This window comes from Haloactinospora alba, from assembly GCF_006717075.1.
GTDB lineage: Bacteria > Actinomycetota > Actinomycetes > Streptosporangiales > Streptosporangiaceae > Haloactinospora > Haloactinospora alba.
Window position 1 is genome coordinate 1899605 of sequence record NZ_VFQC01000001.1, and the last position, 23593, is coordinate 1923197.

A 23593-nucleotide genomic window follows, 5' to 3' on the forward strand; every position below is an offset into this window, starting at 1 on the left:
GGCGGAGCACCGTGCTCCGCCCGGACCGCGTTCGCGGAGGGAGTCCTCGGCCCCGGAAACTACTCGCTGCCGCGGGTCGTGCCCAGCGCCATGTAGTCGTACATCTTCCAACTGGGGTTGAAGAACACGTTGGTCAGGTTGTCGGGGCGGTAGAGCACGGCCTTGTGGAACACCATCGGAACGATGACGGCCTCCTCCATGGCCATCTCGTCGATCTCGGAGTAGAGCTCGGCGCGCTCCTGCTCGTCCTCGGTCCGGATGGCCTCGTTCAACTTCTCGTTGATCTCGGCGTTGTCCAGCTCGGAGATGTTGGTGTTTCCGGCCTGCTTGATCGCGTCCCCGTGGATGATCTGGCCGAAGTAGCCGTAGCCGGTCGGCCAGTCCGGCATCCACCCGTAGATGTTCAGACCCAGCTCGTTCTCGTGCACGAAGTCGGGAGACCCGGCCTGGGAATTCGTGAAGCTGTCCGAGGGGTACTGCTTGATGCTGACGTCGATACCGGCGCGGTCCAGGCTGGTCTCGACGGCCTGTGCCGCCTCGACCTCGGCCGGGCGGTCGCTGCGCACGCCGATGTTGGTCGAGAAGCCGTCCTCCTCGCCGCACTCGGCGAGCTTCTCCTCGGCCTTGTCGATGTCGCCCTTACCCTCCTCGGAGGGGTAGAGGTTCATGTCCGGGTCCGCTCCCGGGATCACCGGCGGGAGAATCTGGGTGGCCTTGCTGCCTCCGGACTCACCGCCCCAGGCGCGCTGCACCTGGTCCCGGTTGAGCGCGTACTGCACCGCCTGGCGGCAGGCGCGGTCGTCCAGCGGCTCCACCTGGGTGTTGACCGCCGTGTAGTAGTGCGCGCTGTTCTCCGGGTTGTCGAGCCGCGCCTTGGTGTCGTCGTTCTGGAGGAGCTCCCCCTTCTTGGCCGGGCCGAGACCGGTACCGCTCAGGTCGACGTCCAGGTCGCCGTTCTCCAGACGCTGGTCGATCTCGTCCTGGTCCATGCCCTCCTTGACGGTGACCTTGTCCGGCAGCGCGTCCCGGATCGGGTCGGACTCGGCGTCCCACTCGCCGTTGCGGACCAGCGTCAGCCCGTCGCCGGGGCTCCAGTCCCCGTCGAACTTGTACGGACCCGAGGACATGACGTTGCTCTGGTAGCGCTCACCGGTGTCCTCCTCGGCCGGGATCGGGGAGGTCTGCGGCTGCACCAGCACGTACTTGAAGTCGACGAAGCGTTCCTTCAGGTGGAAGACGAGGGTGTGGTCGTCCGGCGTCTCGATCCCGTCGAAGCCCTCCAACGGGTCGTCGGTGTCGGCGTAGGGACCCTCGTAGTCCCCGCTCTCGGCGAGGTGTTCCTTGTAGTACTTGGGGCCGTTGGGCAACGCGTCGTCCCCGAAGTTACTACGGGCGATCGCGTACTTGATGTCCTCGGCGACGATCTCCGAGCCGTCCTCGTACTTCAGGCCCTCCTTCAGCTCGACGGTGTAGGTGGTGCCGTCGTCACTGACCTTGGGCATGTCCTTGGCCAGGTCGGGGACGACCTCGCGGCCCGCTTCCCCGGGCTCCTTGGCGTAGGTGTACAGCGTCCGCGCGTAGTAACGGCTGAAGTTCCAGATGTAGCCGTAGTACGTGTTCCCGGGGTCCGTACTCTCGATGTTGCCCGAGATCGCGTAGCGAAGCGTTCCGCCCCGCTCGTCACTGGCGTTCACGACCTCGGAGTTCCCCTGATCGAACTCGGCCGAGCTCTCACTCGCCCCGTCCGTTCCGCAGGCGGACAACACCAGGGAGGCCGACGCGCCGAGCGCGATCCAGCCCAGTACTCTTTTCCGCAATTTTCACCTCTCGTCATGGAGCGGGGCTACCGTCCGCCGCACGTCGCTCCACGCCGTCGGCTGCGACGTTTGATCGACAGCGTTGAACAGGTGCGCGCTCATGGTGCGCACAGCGGTCAATCTAGGGCGATTCAGATCACGTTTTGTCTAAGTTGCGGTAACTTATCCAAGCCGAAACTGCAAAGTGCCGCACCATCGGCGGCGCCGGCGCCCGCACCGCCACGCTCCGGTCCGGTGCCGGACACGCACTGTCTCACGCTCCCGACCACTGTCTCCCGTCCGCTGTGGGAGACGAAAGCCCGCCTCGGGGTATGTGTGCCCCGAGCGAGCAGGCGCGGCGGAGACGGCCGGGGGGCGGCGCTCCGGCAAACGGGCGCAACGTCCGGGCCGGAGGCGCTATGCTTCGTTCCGCTCGGAGACGAGACGCGCCAGCCACGCCATGTCGATACCGGTGAGATCGTCGACGAGGGTGAGTCCCGGCGCGGGGTCGAGATCCGCTTGCGTCGCCACGGCCACGGTGGCGCACCCGGCGGCCAGTGCGGAGGCCACCCCCACCGGGGAGTCCTCGAACGCCACGCACCGGGCGGGGTCTGCTCCCAGAGCACGGGCAGCAGCGCGGTAGGGCTCGGGGTGGGGCTTGTTCTCGCGCACCTCGTCGCCCGCCAGGGTGACGTCGAAACGGTCGATGCCGATGCTGGTGATCGCTTTCTCCAGCAACGCCCGCTCCGTGGAGGTGACGAGAGCCGAGGGCACCGGGGACGCCGCCACCAGCGCCACCAGTTCCGAGGCGCCGGTTCTGGGATCGGTGCCCTCAGCCAGCAGGCGGACGAACACGGCGTGCAGCCGGCCCGTGATCTCGCTATGGGACAGCCGTGTACCGGTGAGATCAGCGATGTAGGCGGCCACTGCCTCCGCTGCCCCACCGATGTTTCGCTGGTGGTCGACCTCGGACCACTGCCCACCGAGTTCGGCGACAGCCTCGGCCTCCGCCCGGTGCCACAACCCCTCACTGTCGATCAGGGTGCCGTCCATGTCGAACAGGACGGCCTGCGGCAGGGCAGCGGGACTGTCGCCGAACTCGACCGGTGTCATGCGTTGAAGTACTTCGCTTCCGGGTGGTGGACCACGATGGCGTCCGTCGCCTGTTCCGGGACGAGCTGGAACTCCTCGGAGAGGGTGACGCCGACACGGTCGGGCTGGAGCAGCCCCGTGATCTTGGCCCGGTCCTCGAGGTTGGGGCAGGCCCCGTACCCGAGGGAGAACCTCGCTCCGCGGTACCCCAGCTTGAAGAAGGAGTCCAGCTCCTCGGGGTCCTCGTTCCGGTAGCCCAGTTCGTCACGGATCCGGGTGTGCCAGTACTCCGCGAGCGCCTCGGTGAGCTGCACGGACAGTCCGTGCAGCTCCAGGTAGTCACGGTAGGCGTTCTTCTCGAAGAGCTCCTGGGTGGCCTGGCTGATGGCCGAGCCGACTGTGACGACCTGGAAGGAGACGACGTCGAGCTCACCGGACTCCTTGGGACGCCAGTAGTCGGAGAGGCACAGGTGCCGGTCGCGACGCTGACGGGGGAAGGTGAAGCGGGTGCGCTCGCTCTTCCCGTCCTCGTCCAGCACCACCAGGTCGTCGCCCTCGCTGTAGCACGGGAAGTGGCCGTAGACCACGGCGGCTTCCAGCAGCCCCTCCGTCTGCAGCTTGTCCAGCCACATCCGCATACGCGGCCGGCCCTCGTTCTCGGCCAGCTCCTCGTAACTGGGACCGCTGTCGCTGCGGGAGCCCTTCAGGCCCCACTGCCCCATGAAGGTCGCGCGCTCGTCCAGGAACGCGGCGTAGTCGGCAAGCGGGATCCCCTTGCTGATGCGGTCGCCCCAGAACGGCGGCTCGGGAACCCAGTTGTCGGTGGCGACGTCGCTGCGGGCCGGCATGTCCTCCGGCGCCGTCACGTCGAGCTGGGCCTTGGACTTGACCTTGCGCTTGCGCAGCGGGGGAAGCTCGGCTCCCTCCTCGCCCCGCTTGTAGGCCATGAACTGGTCCATCAGGCTGAGGCCCTCGAAGGCGTCCTTGGCGTAGCGCACCTCACCCTCGAATATGTCCGAGAGGTCCTCCTCCACGAAGGACCGGGTGAGCGCCGCGCCGCCCAGCAGCACGGGGTACTTCTCGGAGATCCCGCGGGAGTTCATCTCCTCCAGGTTCTCCTTCATGATCACCGTGGACTTCACCAGCAGGCCGGACATGCCGATGATGTCGGCCTTGTGCTCCTCGGCGGTCTCCAGGATGGTCGACACCGGCTGTTTGATGCCGATGTTGACGACGTCGTAGCCGTTGTTGGAGATGATGATGTCGACCAGGTTCTTGCCGATGTCGTGGACGTCACCCTTGACGGTGGCGAGCAGGAGACGGCCCTTGCCCGCGTCGTCCTCCGCCTTCTCCATGTGCGGTTCGAGGTGGGCCACGGCGGACTTCATCACCTCGGCCGACTTCAGCACGAACGGCAGCTGCATCTCCCCGGAGCCGAACAGGTCACCGACGACCTTCATCCCGGCCAGGAGGTGCTCGTTGACGATCTCCAGCGCCTTCTTCTCGTTCAGCGCCTCGTCGAGGTCGTCCTCCATACCGTTCATCTCGCCGTCGACGATGCGCTTCTCCAGCCGGTCCCACAGGGACAGCTGCGCCAGCTCCTCGGCTCGGGAGGCCTTCATCGCCTGGGCGTCGACACCGTCGAACAGTTCCAGGAACTTCTGCAGCGGGTCGTAGTCCTCGGTGCGCCGGTTGTAGATCATGTCGAGGGCGACCTGGCGCTGCTCGTCCGGGATCTGGTTCATCGGCAGGATCTTGGAGGCGTGGACGATCGCCGAGTCCAGACCCGCCTGGACCGCCTCGTGCAGGAACACCGAGTTCAGCACGATGCGCGCGGCCGGGTTCAGACCGAACGAGAGGTTCGACAGACCCAGGGTGGTCTGGACGTCCGGGTAACGCCGCTTGATCTCGGTGATGGCCTCGAGCGTCTCCAGACCGTCGCGCCGCGTCTCGTCCTGGCCGGTGGCGATGGGGAACGTCAACGCGTCGATGATGATGTCCTCGACGCGCATCCCCCACTTGGTGGCCAGCTCCTCGATGAGCCGGACCGCGACCTTGACCTTCCAGTCCTTGGTACGGGCCTGGCCGTCCTCGTCGATGGTCAGGCCGACGACGGAGGCACCGTGCTCCTTGACCATCGGCATCAGCCGGTTGATCTTGGAGTCGGGGCCGTCGCCGTCCTCGTAGTTGACCGAGTTGATCATGGCGCGGCCGCCGACGTACTCCAGGCCGGCCTCGATCACCGCCGGCTCGGTGGAGTCCAGCATCAGCGGCAGTGTGGACTCCGTCGCCAGCCGGGAGGCGAGTTCGCGCATGTCCTGCGCGCCGTCCCGGCCGACGTAGTCGACGTTGAGGTCGAGCATATGCGCGCCGTCCCGGATCTGGTCGCGCGCGATCTCGATGCAGTCGGCGTAGCGTTCCTCGACCATCGCCTCGCGGAACTTCTTGGAACCGTTGGCGTTGGTCCGCTCACCGATGGCCATGTAGCTGGCGTCCTGGCGGAAGGGCACGCTCTGATAAAGGGATGCGGCCGACGCCGGGCTGGAGGCGTTACGGGTCTTGACGCCGCGGCCGCCGACCCGCTCGACAACCTGCCGCAGGTGTTCGGGGGTGGTGCCACAGCAGCCACCAGCCATGGACAGCCCGAACTCGCCGGTGAAGGAGTCGTGGGCGTCGGCCAGTTCACTGGGCTGGAGGGGGTAGACGGCGCCCTCGGCACCCAGTTCCGGCAGACCGGCGTTGGGCATGCAGGAGATCGGCACCCGCGCGTGCTGGGAAAGGTAACGCAGGTGCTCGCTCATCTCGGCGGGACCGGTAGCGCAGTTGATACCGATCATGTCGACGCCGAGCGGTTCCAGCGCGGTCAGCGCCGCACCGATCTCGGAGCCGAGCAGCATTGTTCCGGTTGTTTCGATCGTCACCTGCGCGATGACGGGGATGTTCGAGCCGGTAGCGCGGCGGGCGCGCATAGCGGCGATGACAGCGGCCTTGGTTTGCAGTAGGTCCTGGCTGGTTTCCACCAGGATCGCGTCGGCCCCACCCTCGATGAGGCCGATATGGCATTTCTCGTAGTAGTCGCGAAGTTGTGCGAAGGGGGCGTGTCCGAGCGTGGGCAGCTTGGTGCCCGGCCCGGCCGCGCCCAGAACGTAACGGGGATGGTCGGGTGTTGAGTACTCCTCGGCGACCTCGCGGGCCAGCCGTGCCCCGGACTCGGCGAGTTCGTAGGTGCGCTCGACGATGTCGTACTCGCCGAGGTTCCCAAAGTTCGCGCCGAACGTATTTGTCTCAACACAATCAGAACCGATTTCGAAGAAGCTCGCGTGAGTGGAGCGAACGACGTCGGGACGTGTGATGTTGAGGATCTCGTTACAGCCTTCGTGCCCCTCGAAGTCGTCGAGGTCGAGATCATGGGCTTGGAGCATGGTGCCCATCGCGCCATCGGCAACGAGGACGCGTTGAGCAAGGGCTTCCCTGAAGGAGAGTCGAGAACTCATGACCCTTAACTGTAGTGCCAGCGGTACCTCGACCTCTGGCATGGGGGTGCCTCAGTGCTGTTATTCGCAGGTCACACGCCCGGCTGCCGGTAGGGAATGCCATCGCACCGGTCCGCTGTTGGCCTTTGGGGGACGATACCGCACGGCGTTACTTCCCTGCCTTCGCGCCCCATAGGGTGGGGACGGTCCGGTTCACAGGCGCCTCGGGGCCCGGCGGTTCGCTATCGCCGTGGCCGTTGGGCGTGGTAGAGCTGGACAGCGCGTCCGCGTACGCGTCCCGTGTCAGTTGGAACCGACCGGGTTTCCCCGAGTAGCCGGGCCCGGTCAAGTAAGGAGGCGGCCCGTGCCTGAGCTCGACAGCGTCGGTGAGCTCGTCGAGCCCGTCATGGTGGCCGCGTTCGAGGGCTGGAACGATGCCGGCGAGGCTGCCAGCTCGGTGATCGAGCATCTGGCCTCCGTCTGGAACGCCAACGAGCTCCTCTCGTTGGAGTCGGACGACTACTACGACTTCCAGGTCTCGCGCCCGCGGACGACGGTGACCAACGGGGAGAACCAAGGTATTACCTGGCCCACCACCCGGGTTTCGATCGCCCATCCCGCGAACGGGAACAGTGACATTGTTCTCGTCAGCGGGGCCGAGCCGAACATGCGGTGGCGAGGGTTCGCGAGTGACCTGCTGTCGGTGGCCCGCGAACTGGGAGTGCGGCGCATCATCCTGGTGGGGTCACTCCTCGCCGACACCCCCCACACCCGTCCCGTTCCGGTGACCAGCGTCGCTTCCCCGGTGGAGCTGGGACAGTCGCTGAACCTCGAGCCCACCGGATACGACGGACCCACGGGAATCGTCGGGGTACTGCACGACGTCTTCGCCGCCGCCGGGATCGAGGCCGTGTCGCTGTGGTCCGCGGTCCCGCACTACGTCGCCCAGCCGCCCTGCCCCAAGGGGACGTTGGCACTGCTGCGCCGCGTCGAGGACATCCTCGACATCCGGATCCCACTGGGGGACCTCTCGGAGGAGGCTCGCGCCTGGGAACACGGTGTCGACGAGTTGGCCTCCGAGGACGACGACATCGCCGGTTACGTCCGGAGTCTGGAAGAGGCCAAGGACGCTGCGGAGCTCCCCGAGGCCAGCGGTGAGGCGATCGCCCGGGAGTTCGAGCGCTACCTGAAACGCCGCGGCCGGGGCTGAGCCTCCGCAGACGGTCCTTCTCGCGTAGCCGGTGTGCTCCCTCGCCGTCAGTGGGACAGCTCGACCGTCTCACCAGTGGCCGTGATCGCGGCCCAGGCCGCGGCGATGCGTGCCAGTCCACGGCGCAGCTCACTCACGACAGCCGGGCAGAGCACCGCTGAAGGGTCGTCGGTTCCGTCCTCAGCGGGCTCCATCCGGGCAGTCATCCGCAGCCCGTCCAGTACTCGTTGCCCCTGGGCGATGGCATCAGTGTCGGCCGCTCCTCCCTGTGCGCGAAGCAGGCAGGCGCGCATGCCGTCCCGGAGCGCGATGGCCTCGTCGAACTCCGCGTGGGTGATGGCTACGGGGTCGTCCCCGACCAAGTGGTGCTGGCGCAGGAACCGCGCGAGATCCGAACGACTGGTGAGTGAGTCGCCGCTGGTGGTGAAATCGTGGATGATGCCAGCGGCGGTGCTGGGGGTTGTGCCAAGAGCCATGTCCACCATTTCACCATGCCCTGTTACCCGTATCACCGAACCAGCGGCGCAGGGGCCGCGGGATTACAGGCGCACGCCGAGGAGCGCCGCCGCGGTGTCGCGCACCAGCGCGGGCGACTCGGAGTCGTCGCCGGAGCCGTCGGCCAGCGCGGCGTCGGCCCACGTGTCGATCTCGGAGACCGCGGCCGCGGTGTCGAGGTCGTTGGCCAGCGCGGCACGCACCCGCCCGAGCACTGGCATCGCGTCCGGCCCCGCCGCCAGCGCGGTGGCGGCGCGCCAACGCCGCAGACGGTTCGCGGACTCGTCCAGCCCCGTGGCGGTCCAGCTCCACGGAGTGCGGTAGTGGTGGTTCAGCATCGCGAGGCGGATCGCGTCCGGTTCGGCGCCCTCGGCACGAAGCTGCGAGACGAACACCATGTTTCCCTGGGACTTCGACATCTTCTCGCCGTCGAGCCCAACCATCCCGACGTGGGCGTAGTGCTGGGCCTGACCGCTGCCGGTCGCGCTTCGCGTCTCCGCCGCCCCCATCTCGTGGTGGGGGAAGACCAGGTCCGTTCCCCCGCCGTTCAGGTCGAAGCCGACCCCGAGTTCGTGCAGTGAGATGGCGCTGCACTCCACGTGCCATCCGGGGCGCCCCCGACCGAGCACGGTGCTCCACGCGGGTTCGTTCGGACGTTCGGCCCGCCACAACAGCCAGTCCAGCGGATCCTTCTTGCCCGGACGCTGCGGGTCACCGCCGCGTTCGGCGAACAGGCGCAGCATCTCCTCCCTGCTGTAGCCACTGATCTCCCCGAAGTACGGTGCGGCCTCGGCGGCGAAGTAGATGTCACCGTCGAGTTCGTAGGCAGCCCCGCTCTCCTGGATCCTGCTGACGAACTCCGCGATGAGGTCGACGGAGTCCACGACCGAAACGTAGGCGCGCGGGGGGCGGACCCCGAGTGCCGTCATGTCGTCCCGGAAGACCTGGATCTCACGTTCGGCCAGTTCGCGCCAGTCCTCTCCGTTGGCCCGGGCGCGCTCCAGCAGGGGATCGTCGATGTCGGTTACGTTCTGCACGTAGTCCACATCGTGTCCCGCGTCCCGCCACACCCGCTCGACCATGTCGAACGTGAGGTACGTGAACGCGTGGCCGAGGTGCGCCGCGTCGTAGGGGGTGATGCCGCACACGTACATCCGTGCCGTCGGGCCGGGGCCCGTCTCGCGCACTGTGTCGGTAACGGTGTCGTACAGGCGGAGCGGCCCGCCGGTTCCCGGCAGGCGAACGATGTCCTCAGGCACAGACCATGAACGCATGCTTCCGAGACTATCCGGCCATCCCGGAACAGAATGCTCACACCGGGGTGCGGCGACGAGATCAATCCCCTAGTGCAACCGGGAATGCGACACGTCCGGCCCGAGCTGCCGCACTCCGCGCGGCGCGCCGCAGCGACGCACCGCCCCGCCCTCCTCCGACCAGCACGGTGCTTGTCAGAACCGTCCCGCGCTCCCACGGTAGGTGTGGAGTATGGCGCCGGCTCCGAGCAGGGTCCCCGCGGCGCACAGCAGCGCGAGGACGCTGTTCCCGGACTCCCAGTGCGCCATCGTCGCGGAGAAGGCCACCACGTACAACAACCAGTAGGCGGGGCGCTCCCCCACGTACCGCCGGTACGTCAGGGGGAGGGCTTCTTCCGCCGTGCCGGTACCCCCGCGTTTCTCCCGGGAAGAGCGTCGAACCATCACGTGCCGTGGGACGCCGTGCGCCCTGCCCGGGTTTACCCGCCTCCCTGGGCCCGGTCAGTGCACGATACGCCAGGCCTCCGGATCCCCGGGCGAGTCGGTGAAGGCGTACCGGAGCACGTCTGGTGCGCAGGCGAGCAGTGTCACTGAGGAGGTCGCCCAGAGCTGTCCGTCGCCGAGGTCCACCCGGGCGCGCAACGAGGTCGGATCGTCCGTCTTTGTTCCGTCGTGCGTTCGTGCCCCCGCGCTCATGGCACGGTCGACCATCCGGGGCCACTTTCCCCATATCCCGTCGGGTTCTCCCGCATGCAGCTCCGCGGTCGTGGGGCGGGGCCGGTTCTCGGTGAAGAGTCCCGCGTACCGCCGCACGCGGGGGTCCTCGGGATCGATCCCGGTGTTGACCAGCATGCTGACCCCCGGTTCGAGGCTGCGCCGGGTGAGAGCGCCACCGTCCCAGGCGTGGTGAACGGCCGAGCGGGAGTCGGCGCCCAGGAGGTGGAAGGGTTCGTAGTCGCCCACCCGTTCCGGTCGTGGCTCCCACTGGCCGTGTGAGGCCAGACGCAGCGGAAGTTCCCCCCGGCTCGGTCGGGCGGGTCCGGCGGGACGGGCCGGATCCGCCCCGTCCCGTGGCAGCCCATTCACGACAGCGCCGACGCGGGGGCCGGAGGGAAGCGAGGCACTGGTGTTCACCGCGAGCCAGGTCCCGCCCGCACGGGTGTCCTTCCCCCCGAGCAGCTCGGGACGCTCGGGCCAGTGCCGGCCGGGCTGCTCCCAGGGACGGGCGAGCAGCTCGTCACGGACCGCGACCACCAGCAGCGGAACCTCTTCCGCCGGGGCGAAACTGACGATGACCGTACACATAACCTTCCCTCCGGGAGCCCGGGGTTCGGGAGGGCCGTCCACCGCACGGGGCGGCCAGCGGCACCCGAACGCCGCTCAGACGGGAGGCCAGGGTATCGCCGGCCATCCCGGGGCCGGGTACGGGTGCACCCGGTGCTCCAGCAGGAGCTCGACCCTGCGGCGCAGCGCGTAGCGTTCCGGCTTAGTGAGGTGGCTGCTGAGCTCCGCGGTCAGGGCGCTGTCCGGCTGACGCAGGAGAAGACGCACGTTCTCCAGGGCGTGCAGGGTCTCCGTTGCCAGTTCCTCGCCCTGCCACTGCCACAGCACGGTGCGGAGCTTGTACTGTTCCGCGAAGGACACCCCGTGGTCGCACCCGTAGAGGTGTCCGGCAGCGGTCGGCAGGAGGTGGCCGACCTTGCGGTCCGAATTGTTGATCACGGCGTCGAACACCGCCATACGGCGCAGTCCGGGATGGTGGTGCTCCTGGGCCAGGTCGACCAGGTCCACGGTGGGGTCACCCGTTATCCACAGCTGGCACATGCCCTCGCCGAAGGGGCCACCGCGGTACACCGTGGGGGGAACGATCCCCCACCCCAGCGCCTCGGAGACGGCGAAGGCAGCCAGTTCCCGGCCGGCCAGCGTCCCGTGGGGGAAGTCCCACAGCGGGCGTTCCCCCGACACTGGCTTGTAGACGCAGGGGATCTCCCTACCGGCGGAGGCGACCGTGCAGTAGAGGGTGGTGTTGGACGCCTCGGTGAGCCGGCCGGCGACAGTGATCTCACCGGTGCTCAACGCTTCCACGATCTCGCCTGCAGGCAGCTCCTGGAACGCCGCAGTCATCACTGCTCCCACCTGGATCATGATCCGCCAGGCTTGTACCCGTTCTGCCGGGGGCAGATGTGCCCTTCGGGATCGAGCGGTTGTCCGCACAACGGACAGTTGGGTCTGCCGGCGGCGACGACCTTCATCGCCTGGCCGGCGAACGCCCGGGCAGCCGTCGGGGTCAGGTGGACGCGCAGCACGTCCTTGTCCACCGGCTCCTCGTCGGCGAACACGTCGACCTCGCCCTGGTCGTCGGCGTCCCCGCCCGTCTCGTCGACCTGCTGGGCCTCGATGATCACACGGGCCGCCTCCGCGTCCCACGCCACGGCGAGCGTGCCCACCCGGAAGTCCTCGTCGATGGGTTGTTCCAACGGGCCATCGTCGATGTCGACGGTGTCGGGCTGCGTGTCGCCTGGTTGCTCGCCGAAGCGTCGCCGCACTTCCTCCAGCAACTCCTCGATGCGTTCGGCGAGCGCGGATACCTGCGCCTTCTCCAGAGCAACGCTGGTGATCCGCCCGCCGCCGCTGGCCTGCAGGAAGAACGTGCGTTCTCCCGGTTGGCCGACCGTGCCGGCCACGAAACGTTCGGGAGGGTCGAATTGGAACACGGGCATAGGACGAACCTTAGGGGATAGTGGGTCACCGTAGCGACTCTTCGTTCTGCGGGCCGCCACTTCCGCCCCCGACGACGGCGTCACCGGAGCCGGCGCTCTCCGCCGGCTCCAGTCCGGCGGCCGTCGCCCCGACATCGTTGAGCCGTTGCACGAAGGGACGTGTGGCGGTGTAGCGGATTGCCGTGAGCGAGCACGGGTCGATGCTGATGCGTTGGAACTGGTCGAGGTGCACCCCCAACGCATCCGCGACAATAGCCTTGATCACGTCGCCGTGGCTGCACATGACGTACACGGGCGAGTGGCTCCGGCCCAGCAACCACGTGTTCCACTCTCGCACAGCGGCCACCGCTCGGTGGGACACTTCGGCCAGGCTCTCCCCGCCGGGGAAGCGTGCGGCACTGGGATGGTTCTGGACCACGCGCCACAGCGGTTCCGCTGTCAGGCTCCGGATCTCGCGTCCGGTCCAGTCCCCGTAGTCACACTCGCTGATCCCGTCCTCGAGGAGCACCTCGTTGCCGCTCACCTCCGCGACGGCGGCAGCGGTCGCGCGGCAGCGTTCCAACGGGCTGGACACCACGGCGTCCAGTGCGAGGCCGGAGAGGCGTTGGGCGAGTCCCGCCGCCTGGGCCGTGCCCCACTCGTTGAGGTGCACTCCCGGGCTCCTCCCGGTCAGGGTCCCACCGGTGGTGTCGGTCAGACCGTGCCGGACGAGCAACAGGCTGACGGCCGGCTCGCTCTCGCCCATGCTGGTATCCCCTGTCGGTGCTCGGGTGTGCTGCGTCGGCAGGTGGCGCGGGATCCTCCCACCGCGACCGGGCCCCACTGTACAGCGGCCCGCGGCGCGGGCCGCCGGGAGCGGCGCTCACCCTGCGGGGGTCTGTTCCTGCTGTCCCTGCTCCTGCTGGGCCTGGGGGTCGTAGGGCTGGCCGGTGTAGGGGTCGATGGGAAGCCCGGTCTGCGGATCGATCTCCACGAGTTCCCCGGTGTTGGGGTCCTTGTGCTGTCCGGTCTCGGGGTTCTCCGCCAGTCCGGTCTCCGGATCGATCGGCCATCCGGTCTCCGGGTCCGTGCTGGGACCCGTGGACGGGTCCACCGAGGAGTCGGAGGAGCTCCCGTCCTCGTCGCCCGCGGAGTCCTTCTCCTCCTTGTCCTTCTCCCCGCCCTCCGAGGAGCTCTCCTCGGAGGAGGCCTCCGGTCCGGCGCTGCCGTTGCTCGCCGAGCCTCCCTGCGGGTCGAGGACGTTGAAACTGACGAGGGTGAGCACCAGAACGCCGAGGCCGATGCGGTAGTAGACGAACGGCATGAAGCTGTGGGTGCTGATGAACTGCATGAACCAGGCGATAACCGCGTAGCCCACGAGGAACGCCACTGCCGTGCCCACGAACGTGGCGGTCCATCCCGCGTACTCGTTACCGCCGATGTCCGTCAGTTTGTAGAACCCCGAGGCGAACACGGCGGGCATCGCGAGCAGGAAGGCGTACTCCGCCGCGTCCCGGCGTTTGAACCTGAGCAGCATCCCGCCCGTGACCGTGGCCCCGGAACGCGACACTCCCGGGATCAGCGCGAGTGTCTGGAACAGACCGTAGATGAGTCCGCGCTGCACGTTCAGGTCGCTCAGCTCGCGGTGTTTGCGCATGTACCGGTCGGCCATGCCCAGGAAAACACCGAAGATGATCAGCGTGAGGGCGATCAGCCGGAGATCGCGGAAGAGACTGTCGATCTCCTCTTCCAGGAGCAGACCGATGACCCCGATGGGTATCGTCCCGATGATCACGTACCAGCCCATGCGGGCGTCGAGGGTGCGCCGCAGTTCCCGGTTCACCAGGGACCGGAACCAGGCGGAGAGGATGCCCCACACTCGCGCGCGGAAGTAGATGAGGACGGCGAGTTCGGTTCCGATCTGGCTGACAGCGGTGAAGGCCGCTCCCGGGTCGGGCCAGCCGAAGAAGGAGGAGACGACACGCAGATGACCGCTGGAGGAGATCGGTAGGAATTCGGTCACTCCCTGGATCACACCAAGGATGATGGACTCGAGGATAGACATGACGGGCTCGGCTCCTGGGAACTAATTCCGTGGCACGTTCGTTTCCGGACCCCAGCCGGGGAAGAAGGATGGCACGTACACCGGGGGAAGGGCTGGGTCGACCGCGACAGGGGCGACGGCAGTCTACTGTCCGCACACGCGGGACAGCAGCCGACTGTGCGGGCCGGAGATTACCAGTCACCGGAGGGTGTGGGACGCGCTCCTCCCCACGTCCGCTCCCGTTCCGTCGCGGACCGGTCGCCGCTGCGCGCGCCGCGACAGCCGGAAAGGCGGTACTCTCCGCCGCATGGAGCAACGACAGGTGGGTGGGTCCGGACTGTGGGTGTCTCGCATCGCACTCGGCACGATGGCCTGGGGAAAGGATACGGCCGAGGAGGAAGCGGCCGAACAGCTCACCACGTTCGTGGATGCCGGTGGAACGCTGCTCGACACCGCCGACGTGTACACCGGGGGCAACAGCGAGCGCATCACCGGTCGGCTGTTGAACAGCACCGTACGGCGCGATGATGTGATACTCGCCACCAAGGCGGGACACACGCCCGACGGCCATCGCCCCGGGGACACGTCCCGCAGACACATGCTGGCGTCGTTGGAGGCCTCGCTGCGCCGGCTGCAGACCGACCACATCGACCTCTGGCAGTTGCACGTGCACGATCCGGCCACGCCGGTCGAGGAGACGCTCGCGGCGATGGACGCCGCCGTCACGTCGGGCAAGGTGCGCTACATCGGTGTGGGGGACCTCGCGGCCTGGCAGTTCAGTGTGTACGCGACGTGGCAGCAGGCCGCTCCCGGGTGGGAGCGGGCTCCCGTCGTCTCGACCGGGAACGAGTACTCGCTTCTCAACCGCCGGGCCGAACGCGACGTGCTGCCGGCTGCCATGGCACGCGGCGCCAGTCTGATCGCGTGGGCACCACTGGGGCGCGGTGTCCTCAGCGCGAAGTACCGCAACGGCCTCCCGCAGAGTTCCCGGGCCGCCCTCCCCCACATGGCCGCCTACATCGAGCCCTACTTCGACGAACGCAGCCGACGCATCGTGGAATCGGTGTGCACCGCCGCGGAAGGGCTGGGGGTTTCCCCGCTGTCGGTGGCACTGAGCTGGGCGCGCGACCAGAGGGGGGTGGCCGCGGCGACTGTCGGTCCCCGGACGAACGCGCAGCTCGTCGACATACTCTCCCAGGAGAGTACGGAGCTTCCAGCCGAGATCCGCCATGCGCTCGACGACGCTTCCGCGGTTCCCCAACCGTGACCGTACGGTTGGCCGCGTCGCGGCCCCCGGGAAAACACCGGGCACACGCGTGGCCCGCACACCTGTGACACGGACATGTCCAGAGAGGAGGAGGGCGTCCCTTCCGGTACGAGCGCCGGAGACGTACGCCGCGAAGCGATGAGTGAGCTCCCGCTGTCCACCGAGGGAAGCACCGTTCCCTCGTCTCCTTCGCCCGAGGAGGGCGGCAGTGCCCCTCCGGCGCAGCAGCTGCGGCAGGTACTGGCCAGCATGGGGGCTCCCGAGACCCTGGCAGAGCCCGTCACGGAAGCTCTCGGTCCGCAGGCGGCCGCTCTCCTCACCGAGGATCCGTGGCAGCTACTAACCCTCGGCAGTGTCACCGTGGAGCAGGCCGACTACTGCGCCCACCGGTTGCTCGGCCCCTCCCCCTCCCCGGACGACCCCCGTCGCCTCCGTGCCATCGTGCGCTGCGCGCTGTCCCGGGCCGCACGCGAGGGCCACACCGTTCTCGAGGAGCACCACCTCTCCACCACCGTGCGGGACCTGGGGGGTGCGTCTCCCCGGCAGGCACTGGAGGAAGCGCTGCAGCAGCAGGACGTCGTCCCCATCGAGGTGGTGGAGGACACGGACGAGGAGGGGGAGGAAGAGCCGCCGGATCCGACCCGCTACTACGCGTTGGCTGACCTGGGGCAGGCGGAGCAGGAGCTCGGCACCGGTGTCGCACGGCTGGCGTACACCAGTGAGCCCATCATGGACTCCGCCACCGCGGCGGAGACCGCGGCGGCCACCGCCGAACGGTTCGGCATGGAACTGGCCGGAGAGACCACCGCCGCTGTCGTCACCGCGGCGCTGCGGGGAGTCTGCGTGCTGGCGCACGGAGCCGGCGCTTCCCGTGGCGTGTCGCACGCTCTGGCATGCTGCGCGGATGTGGCTGCGGAGAGCGGCACCGGCATCGCTGTCGCCGCTCCCACCGCGCAGTCGGCCCAGGCCCTCAACGCGCAGCTGGACAGCGAGGGCGTCTCCGGGGTCCGCGCCGTACCACTCCCCCAGCTGCTGGAGTGCAGCTCCCCCGGTGTGTTCGAGCGCGGCCCGGAACATCCGCTGGAAGCGGGCCTCGTCGTCGTCACCAGCGCCATGGCGCTGGACACCCGGCACGCGGCGGCGCTGGTGCGGGCCTGTGGCGACGGCACACACCTGGTGCTGCTCGCCGACCCCGACCAGGCGCCCTCGGCCGGCCCCGGCCAGGTGGTGCGTGACCTCCTCGCGTCGGGAACAGTGGCCAGCGCCACGGTGCCGTCCGACCCCGCTCCGGATCCCATCACCGCGATGGCGGAACTCGTAGCCGCCGGTGAGTGGGGGGAGGTTCCGGCTCCGCACCGGGAGGTCGCCGTTGTTCCCGCCAGCTCCGGCGAGGAGGCGGCCCACCGGGTCCTACAGCTCCTGACGGACTCGATTCCCCGTGCGTTGGGGATCCCTGCCGAGGAGACCCAGATAGTGACGGCCACCCGCGGTGGGGAGGCGGGCGCGGACGCCCTGAACGCGGCCTGCAAGTCCCGGTTCAATCCCGGGGCCGGGCGGGTGGACGGCCTGGACAGCGGAGACCGGGTCCGGTTCACCACCGACGGTCCGGGCCATGCTGCCGGCGACGTGGGCTACGTGCGCGCGTTGGACGACGACGGTGCCACTGTCGACCTGGCCAACGGCACCGTCGCGACCGGTGTGGACCGCGGGAAACTGCGCCTCGGATGGGCTGTGACGGTAGCCGCTGCCCACGGCGGCCACTGGCCCGCGGCCATCGCGGTGTTCGACCCGCGGGCCTCCGGGTCCCGACCGCAGGTGTACACGGCCGCCACCCGAGCGCTACGGCACCTCTCCGTGGTCCACGCTTCCGGCCCCGAGCTCACGCGAGCTGTGCGGGACAACGTCACGCTGTCCCGGCACACGTGTCTGATGTGGATCCTGCGCGGCGCGTGAGGGGTGGCGCTCCCCGGAAAGGGAACACCACCCCGGCACAGCGCCGCTACCGGGCTCTGCCGCGCGCGGCGCTACACCTGGTCGAGGAACCCGCCGTCGACGGCCACGTTGACACCGGTGGTGAAACTCGCCGCTGGGCTGGCCAAAAAGACCACCGTGCGCGCGATCTCCTCGGGAGCCCCCAACCGGCCCATGGGGATCGAGGAACGGATCCGTTCGTAGAAATCGGGGGCGTTCTCCCGGCGGCGGGCCCAGCCGCCGCCCTCGAACTCGACGGGTCCGGGCGAGACCGTGTTCACCCGGATCCCCTCGGAAGGCAGGCTACGGCCCAGAGCGGCGGCGTGCTGGTTCATCGCCGCCTTGACCGCTCCGTAGGCCCCGGCCCCGGAGGGAGGCCCCGTGTGCAACGCGGACGTCGTCGAGATCAGCACGATCGCACCGCCCCGTCGGGATGCCGCCAGATGGGGCTGGGCCTGTTCGGCTATCCGTACGAACGGCATCAGGTCCGTCTCGTAGCTCTGCTGCCATGTCGCTCCGCCACCCGCGGAGACGTTCGACACCAGAACGTCGACACCGCCCAGCTCGCGCGCGGCGTGGTCGACGAAGCCGCGTATCCCCGCGTCATCGGTGACGTCGACGGCCTGGTGCACCACGGTTCCACCGGCCGCACGCAGCTCACGCGCGGCCTCCGCCAACGGTTCGGGGGAGCGAGCGCAGATCGCCACGTCCGCGCCCTCGTCGGCGAACGTGTGCGCGATCGCCCTACCGATGCCCCTGCTCGCCCCGGTGACGACGACCTTCGCCCCGCGGAGTCCGAGTTCCATGCCGCTGGTTCCTTTCCCGACTTCTGGATCGCGCGACCGTGCCCGACTCGAACGACGCTCTCCGCACCGACCACGCCACGGCTCTGGCCTCGTCGGCCGGACTGCCCCGCAGGGCTCAGCCTACGCGCCGGTCGAGTGGAAACCTCCGTCGACATGCACCACTTCCCCGGTCGTGGCGGGGAACCAGTCGGAGAGCAGGGCGGTGACAGCGCGCGCGGCGGGCTCGGGGTCGGACGTGTCCCACCCGAGAGGGGCGCGTTGCGGCCAGGCGTCGGCGAGCTCGTCGAAACCCGGGATGCTGCGCGCGGCCATGGTACGGAGCGGCCCGGCGGAGACCATGTTCACCCGGACCTGGTCCTCGCCGACATAGCGCGCGAGGTAGCGGGCCGTGGAGGTCAGGGCGGACTTGGCGACGCCCATCCAGTCATAGACCGGATACGAGACGCTGTTGTCGAAGTCCATCGCGACGACCGACCCTCCCTGTTTCATGAGGGGAAGCACGGCCGTCGTGAGGGCCTTCAGCGAGAACGCCGAGGTGTGCACGGCGGTGGCGACGTCGTCCCAGCCGGCGTTGAGGAAGTTGCCGCCGAGGGCCTCCTGGGGGGTGTAGGCGATGGCGTGCACGATGCCGTCGATCCCGTCGACGTGTTCGGCTATACGGCTGCTGAGGCTGTCCAGGTGCTCGTTATCGGTGACGTCGAGCTCAAGGACGGGGGGAGCTTCCGGAAGCCGCTGGGCGACGCGTTCGACCAGGCTGAGCCGCCCGTATCCGGTGAGCAGCACCGTGGCGCCCTGTTCCTGGCACATACGGGCCACGTGGAAGGCGATCGAGCTGTCCGTGATCACCCCGGTGACGAGGATGCGCTTGCCCTCGAGGATTCCCATGGGTTGTTCCGTTCTATGTCGTGGGTTCGGTTGCCGTGGCCGCGGTGTCAGTGGCCCATGCCGAGTCCGCCGTCCACCGGGATGACGGCGCCCGTGATGTAGGCGGCGCTCGGGCTGGCGAGGAAACGTACCGTCGAGGCGACTTCCTCGGGCGCACCGTAACGGCCCAGCGGGATGTTCTTCTTGATCTCGGCCTGCCGGTCCTCCGGAAGCTCGGCGGTCATGCCGGTCTCGATGAATCCGGGAGCGACAATGTTCACCGTGACGTTGCGGGAACCGATCTCACGGGCGAGGGAGCGGCCGAAGCCGACCAGCCCGGCTTTCGAGGCGGCGTAACTGGTCTGTCCCCCCGAACCGAGCAGCCCCACGACAGAGGAGACGAGGATGATGCGGCCGTCGCGGCTACGCATCATGGAGCGCACGGCCCGCTTGGCGACGCGGAACGCACCGGTGAGGTTGGTGTCCAGCACTGCGGAGAAATCCTCTTCGCTCGTCAGTGCCAGCAGTTGGTCCTTGGTGATGCCGGCGTTGGCGACGAGAACGTCGACCGGCCCCTGCTCCTTCTCTACCTGGGTGAAAGCGCTGTCGACCTGAGTGGTGTCGGTGGTATCGCAGGAAACGCCGAACAGCCCTTCCGGTGGGTCTCCGGAACGGTAGGTCACGGCGACGTTGTCCCCGGCGGCGGCGAGCTCCCGGGCGATGGCCAGACCGATCCCCCGGCTGCCGCCGGTGACCAGTGCCGAGCGGGACATAAGGTGGGCACCTCCGAAAGCGCTGATGGGCGCGAGACGACCATGAGAGAACGGGTAGCAGCGTATCTAGCTACCGGACGGTAGCGGAACGTCCGTGCTGGTTGACCTCCCCGTCCTCGGACGGCCCCCGCTCCGACGTGCGGTGCGTCACACCTCCGGTGACCGGGTATGCAGTCTCTGTGTGCCCCGGTATCGGGGGGACGGACGGGGCACCAGCGCCACTGGCAGGGGAGGCTCCAGTGAAAACCGTCACTACCGCTACACCCGTCGACTTCGACACGTTCGGGGACTACGGCTCCTACATGACCAAGCCCCGGGGGGAAGCGTTCGAACGGCCCGCCTACCCGTTCCGGGAACGGATCGGTTCCCAACGCTTCCCCGCCGAGAGCGGCCGCTACCACATCTACGCTTCCTACGCGTGCCCTTGGGCGCACCGCAGTCTGATCGTGCGCAAGCTCAAGGGGCTGGAGGACGCCGTGTCGGTCGGCATCGTCGATCCGATACGCGACGGCCGCGGCTGGGCCTTCCGGGAGGGCGAGGGGCACGGCCCCGACACCGTGGGCCACTTCGCTCTGCTGCGCGAGGCCTACGAGGCCTCCGAGCCCGGTTACGACGGCCACATCTCCGTTCCCGTGCTCTGGGACACGCACACGCGGCGCATCGTCAGCAACAACTTCCCGGACATCACCATCGACCTGAACGAATGCTTCAACGCGTGGGCCACCAAGGCGATCGACCTGTACCCGGAAAGCATGCGTTCGGAGATCGACGACCTCAACCGCCGGATCTACGCCACCGTGAACAACGGGGTCTACCGGTGCGGGTTCGCTCCCAGCCAGGAAGCGTACGACAACGCGGTGGCCGCGCTCTTCACCACCCTGGACGACCTCGAGGAGCGTCTGTCCACTCGGCGTTACCTGCTCGGTGACCGGATCACCGAGGCCGACGTGCGGCTATGGGTGACCCTGGCGCGGTTCGACATCGTCTACGCAACGCACTTCAAGACCAACGTCCGGCGCCTGGTGGACTACCCCAACCTCTGGGGCTACACCCGCGACCTCTACTCGTTGCCGGCCTTCCGCGAGACCACGGACTTCGACCACATCAAACGGCACTACTACGTCACCCACGGCGCCCTGAACCCGAAACGGATCGTTCCGGCCGGCCCGGTCACGGACTTCGACGCGCCGCACGACCGGGCCCGGCTCAGCGAACACGACCCGCACGCACAGGTCATCAGCCCTCGCCAAGGCGGTTGAGTCCCGCCCGGACCAGCTGGGGGACGGCCTCGCCGATGCGGTCGAAGTCCTCCCCCACCGTCTGGCCCTGGCTGTGCCGGTAGTGGATTCCTTCCAGGATCACCGCGAGCTTGAAGAACGCGAACCCGACGTAGAAGTCGAGCGTGGAGACGTCCCGACCGGAACGTTCCGCGTAGCGCCGCACGATCTCGTCGGCTCCGGGGAAGCCCGGGGCCTCACCGACGTTGCTGACCCCGGCGATGTGGGGAAGTTCGGGGCTGCTGTAGGCGATGATCAGCGCCAGGTCGGTGAGCGGGTCGCCGAGGGTGGACATCTCCCAGTCGAGCACGGCCGTGATGCGGTCGCGCTCGTCCACGAGCACGTTGTCCAGCCGGTAGTCCCCGTGCACGACGGTGGGGGCCGGCGATTCGGGGAGCATCGTCGTCAGCCGCTGTTGCAGCTCGTCGATTCCGGGAAGGTCGCGGCTGCGGGAAGCGTCGAGTTGTTTGCCCCAGCGGCGCAGCTGCCGTTGGAGGTAGCCGTCCGGCCGGCCGAAGTCCTCCAGCCCCACGCTCCCCGGATCCACGGTGTGCAGCTCCACCAGCGTGTCCACCAGCGAGAGGACGAGCCCGCGGGTGCGTTCCGGACCGATCTCCTCCAACTGCTCGCGCCGGCGGTACGGGGTCCCGTCGACGAAGTCCATGACATAGAAGTTCGCGCCGAGGACGTCCGGGTCCTCGCACAACAGCACGGTGGGGGGCACCGGAACGCCCGTCCCCGCCAGCGCGGCGATGACACGGTGCTCGCGCCCCATGTCGTGCGCCGTCGGCAGGACGTGGCCCAGCGGTGGGCGCCGCACCGCCCACGCGCGGTGTCCGTCGGTGACCCGGTAGGTGAGGTTGGAACGGCCACCGGCGATCACCTCTCCCGCCAGTTCCCCCTGGACCAGCCCCGGACGCTCCGCCGCCATGTGCGCGCGCAACCGTGCAAGGTCCAGCCCCGGAGGGTCGGTCTCCCCCATGAGTTCTCCCGCCTGGTCTCCTGTCACTGCAACGCCCGGGGGCATTCCGGTTCCCCGCCGGGCGTGAGCGCAATATACCCCACGGCTTTTCCAAGAGAAAATCAATGGGGATATTGACATACCATCCGGTCGGTTTCATGCTTTGGCGAAAACGTCGGCGTGTTTTTGTTCACATTTCCCGCCCCGGAACAGCGCCAGGAGGAACGGCCCGATGTCTGGTCAACCAACCGCTGCCACCGCTGCGCAGCAGCCACCCTCTCCCCGCACACGCCGCGTTGTCGCAACCGCCGCGGCGGCCACCGCAGCCGTCGAGTGGTACGAGTACTTCGTGTTCGGCGTCGCGGCCGCGCTCGTCTTCAGCACGCTGTTCTTCCCCGAGTTCAGCCCGATCGCCGGGGTGCTCGCCTCGTTCGCCACGTTCGCTGTCGGGTTCCTCGCCCGTCCGCTGGGTGGGGTGCTCGGCGGGCACCTCGGCGACAGGTTCGGGCGCAAGCCCGTACTCGTGTGGTCGCTGGCGGCGATGGGAGTGGCCACGGCACTGATCGGAGCGCTGCCCACGTTCGCCACCATCGGCGTGGGCGCTCCCCTCCTGCTGGTCCTCCTGCGGCTCATCCAGGGGGTGGCGGTCGGTATGCAGTGGGGCGGCGCCGCGCTGCTGGCCACCGAGTACTCCCCGGAGGGCAAACGCGGCCTGTACGGCAGCCTGGTCCAGATGGGGGTACCCATCGGCCTCGTCACCGCCTACACGGTGTACTACGGCACCAACTTCCTCACCGGTTCGGAGGCGTTCGTGGCCTGGGGATGGCGGGTGCCGTTCCTCCTCGGCGGGCTCGTGCTGCTGCTCGCCTGGCTGATCCACCACTACGTGGCGGAAACCCCCGACTTCCAGCGTGCAGCGGCGAAGGACTCCGGTGCGCGCTCGCCGCTCGGTGACGTGCTGCGTTCCCACAAGGCGACGGTGCTGCTGGCCGGCGGCTCCTTCATGGTCAACCACGCGACGTTCTACGTGCTCATCACCGGAATCCTGGACTACGCCACACGCGACCTGGGTCTGCCGTACGGGAACGTGCTTCTGGTCGCCCTGGCCCTGAGTATCTTCCAGCTTCCCCTCATGCCCCTCGCCGCGGGAATCTCCGACCGGATCGGCCGGGTCAGGGTCTACACGGCCGGGATCACGGGGCTGTTCCTGTGGGCCGTTCCGCTGTTCCTCCTGGTCGACACCGCCAACATCTGGGTCATGGCAGTGGGCATGTTCGGGTGCGGGTTGTTCCTGAGCATCATGTACGCCCCGCAGGCCGCCCTGTTCGCCGAACTGTTCGACGCCGAGGTCCGGTTCACCGGTGCCTCCCTGGGGTACCAGATCAGCTCCGTCCTCGGAGGCGGATTCGCTCCCCTGATCATGGTCTCCCTACTCAGCACCACCGGAAGCTCGCTGTCGGTATCGGCCTACCTCATGGTGCTCGCCACGATCGCCCTGGGGTCGGTGTGGGCGCTGGTCCGGCGGAGGCGGCGCCGCGACGCGGAAAAACCAGCCGCACCCAGCGGCACCTGAGCCTCCGGGAGCCGTCCGGGTGCGCCCGCGACGCGCATC

Annotated in this window: 20 protein-coding genes; 5 read left to right on the forward strand and 15 right to left on the reverse strand. The window is 68.4% G+C overall.

Annotation, left to right across the window (positions count from 1 at the left end; translation table 11 throughout):
- Nucleotides 1–59: 59 nt before the first annotated feature.
- The 3 genes from FHX37_RS08565 to metH all read right to left on the reverse strand — a co-directional run bounded on the left by FHX37_RS08565 (nucleotide 60) and on the right by metH (nucleotide 6382).
- Complete coding sequence (locus tag FHX37_RS08565) at nucleotides 60–1817, reverse strand: ABC transporter substrate-binding protein (RefSeq protein WP_141923420.1); 1758 nt, start codon at nucleotides 1815–1817, stop codon at nucleotides 60–62.
- A gap of 396 nt (nucleotides 1818–2213) precedes the next feature.
- Nucleotides 2214–2909, reverse strand: a complete 696-nt coding sequence (locus FHX37_RS08570) for an HAD family hydrolase (RefSeq protein ID WP_141923421.1) — start codon at nucleotides 2907–2909, stop codon at nucleotides 2214–2216.
- Nucleotides 2906–6382, reverse strand: a complete 3477-nt coding sequence (metH, locus tag FHX37_RS08575; protein ID WP_141923422.1) for a methionine synthase — start codon at nucleotides 6380–6382, stop codon at nucleotides 2906–2908. Before metH ends, FHX37_RS08570 begins: the two co-directional genes overlap by 4 nt.
- Before the next feature lie 343 nt (nucleotides 6383–6725).
- Here metH and FHX37_RS08580 point away from each other — a divergent pair, with 343 nt between their 5' ends.
- Nucleotides 6726–7571, forward strand: a complete 846-nt coding sequence (locus FHX37_RS08580) for a PAC2 family protein (RefSeq protein WP_141923423.1) — start codon at nucleotides 6726–6728, stop codon at nucleotides 7569–7571.
- Nucleotides 7572–7618: 47 nt separating this feature from the next.
- Here the strand turns inward: FHX37_RS08580 and FHX37_RS08585 are convergent, their stop codons facing one another.
- From FHX37_RS08585 to FHX37_RS08620, 8 genes are all read right to left on the reverse strand, one after another.
- Entirely contained in the window at nucleotides 7619–8047 is a 429-nt protein-coding gene (locus tag FHX37_RS08585) for an ABATE domain-containing protein (protein WP_141923424.1), read from the reverse strand.
- A 63-nt stretch (nucleotides 8048–8110) separates the two neighbouring features.
- Nucleotides 8111–9340, reverse strand: a complete 1230-nt coding sequence (mshC, locus tag FHX37_RS08590) for a cysteine--1-D-myo-inosityl 2-amino-2-deoxy-alpha-D-glucopyranoside ligase (protein ID WP_141923425.1) — start codon at nucleotides 9338–9340, stop codon at nucleotides 8111–8113.
- 174 nt (nucleotides 9341–9514) lie between these two features.
- A complete protein-coding gene (locus FHX37_RS08595; protein WP_246062200.1) occupies nucleotides 9515–9763 on the reverse strand; it encodes a hypothetical protein in 249 nt (82 codons plus the stop codon).
- A gap of 57 nt (nucleotides 9764–9820) precedes the next feature.
- Nucleotides 9821–10624 (reverse strand): NRDE family protein, encoded by an 804-nt coding sequence (locus FHX37_RS08600; RefSeq protein ID WP_141923426.1) that lies wholly within the window; start codon nucleotides 10622–10624, stop codon nucleotides 9821–9823.
- A 75-nt stretch (nucleotides 10625–10699) separates the two neighbouring features.
- On the reverse strand, nucleotides 10700–11443 hold the full coding sequence (locus FHX37_RS08605; protein ID WP_141923427.1) for an SCO1664 family protein: 744 nt from the start codon (nucleotides 11441–11443) through the stop codon (nucleotides 10700–10702).
- A gap of 17 nt (nucleotides 11444–11460) precedes the next feature.
- Complete coding sequence (locus tag FHX37_RS08610) at nucleotides 11461–12039, reverse strand: DUF3090 domain-containing protein (RefSeq protein WP_141923428.1); 579 nt, start codon at nucleotides 12037–12039, stop codon at nucleotides 11461–11463.
- A gap of 25 nt (nucleotides 12040–12064) precedes the next feature.
- Complete coding sequence (locus FHX37_RS08615; protein WP_141923429.1) at nucleotides 12065–12784, reverse strand: MSMEG_4193 family putative phosphomutase; 720 nt, start codon at nucleotides 12782–12784, stop codon at nucleotides 12065–12067.
- A gap of 117 nt (nucleotides 12785–12901) precedes the next feature.
- Entirely contained in the window at nucleotides 12902–14083 is a 1182-nt protein-coding gene (locus FHX37_RS08620; RefSeq protein ID WP_141923430.1) for an undecaprenyl-diphosphate phosphatase, read from the reverse strand.
- Nucleotides 14084–14369: 286 nt separating this feature from the next.
- Between FHX37_RS08620 and FHX37_RS08625 the strand changes: the two genes are divergently transcribed.
- The gene (locus FHX37_RS08625; protein ID WP_211351780.1) at nucleotides 14370–15329 is read left to right on the forward strand and encodes an aldo/keto reductase; all 960 of its coding nucleotides are present in this window, start codon (nucleotides 14370–14372) and stop codon (nucleotides 15327–15329) included.
- A gap of 138 nt (nucleotides 15330–15467) precedes the next feature.
- On the forward strand, nucleotides 15468–17282 hold the full coding sequence (locus tag FHX37_RS08630; RefSeq protein WP_141923431.1) for a helix-hairpin-helix domain-containing protein: 1815 nt from the start codon (nucleotides 15468–15470) through the stop codon (nucleotides 17280–17282).
- A gap of 71 nt (nucleotides 17283–17353) precedes the next feature.
- Here the strand turns inward: FHX37_RS08630 and FHX37_RS08635 are convergent, their stop codons facing one another.
- The 3 genes from FHX37_RS08635 to FHX37_RS08645 all read right to left on the reverse strand — a co-directional run bounded on the left by FHX37_RS08635 (nucleotide 17354) and on the right by FHX37_RS08645 (nucleotide 19743).
- Complete coding sequence (locus FHX37_RS08635; protein WP_141923432.1) at nucleotides 17354–18106, reverse strand: SDR family NAD(P)-dependent oxidoreductase; 753 nt, start codon at nucleotides 18104–18106, stop codon at nucleotides 17354–17356.
- Nucleotides 18107–18226: 120 nt separating this feature from the next.
- On the reverse strand, nucleotides 18227–18991 hold the full coding sequence (gene fabI, locus FHX37_RS08640; protein ID WP_141923433.1) for an enoyl-ACP reductase FabI: 765 nt from the start codon (nucleotides 18989–18991) through the stop codon (nucleotides 18227–18229).
- Between the two features lie 47 nt (nucleotides 18992–19038).
- Nucleotides 19039–19743 carry a beta-ketoacyl-ACP reductase gene (locus FHX37_RS08645; RefSeq protein WP_141923434.1) on the reverse strand — a complete coding sequence of 235 codons (705 nt, stop codon included), beginning with the start codon at nucleotides 19741–19743 and terminating at the stop codon, nucleotides 19039–19041.
- A gap of 239 nt (nucleotides 19744–19982) precedes the next feature.
- On the opposite strand from FHX37_RS08645, the gene FHX37_RS08650 reads away from it, so the two are divergent.
- Nucleotides 19983–21002: a glutathione S-transferase family protein gene (locus tag FHX37_RS08650; protein WP_246062201.1), complete on the forward strand. Its 1020-nt coding sequence runs from the start codon at nucleotides 19983–19985 to the stop codon at nucleotides 21000–21002.
- Here FHX37_RS08650 and FHX37_RS08655 read toward each other — a convergent pair.
- Nucleotides 20980–22002, reverse strand: coding sequence for a phosphotransferase family protein (locus FHX37_RS08655; protein WP_141925135.1), 1023 nt, complete (start codon nucleotides 22000–22002; stop codon nucleotides 20980–20982). The two genes, FHX37_RS08650 and FHX37_RS08655, sit on opposite strands and share 23 nt — an antisense overlap.
- A 211-nt stretch (nucleotides 22003–22213) precedes the next feature.
- Here FHX37_RS08655 and FHX37_RS08660 point away from each other — a divergent pair, with 211 nt between their 5' ends.
- On the forward strand, nucleotides 22214–23554 hold the full coding sequence (locus FHX37_RS08660; RefSeq protein ID WP_141923435.1) for an MFS transporter: 1341 nt from the start codon (nucleotides 22214–22216) through the stop codon (nucleotides 23552–23554).
- The last annotated feature ends 39 nt before the right edge of the window (nucleotides 23555–23593 follow it).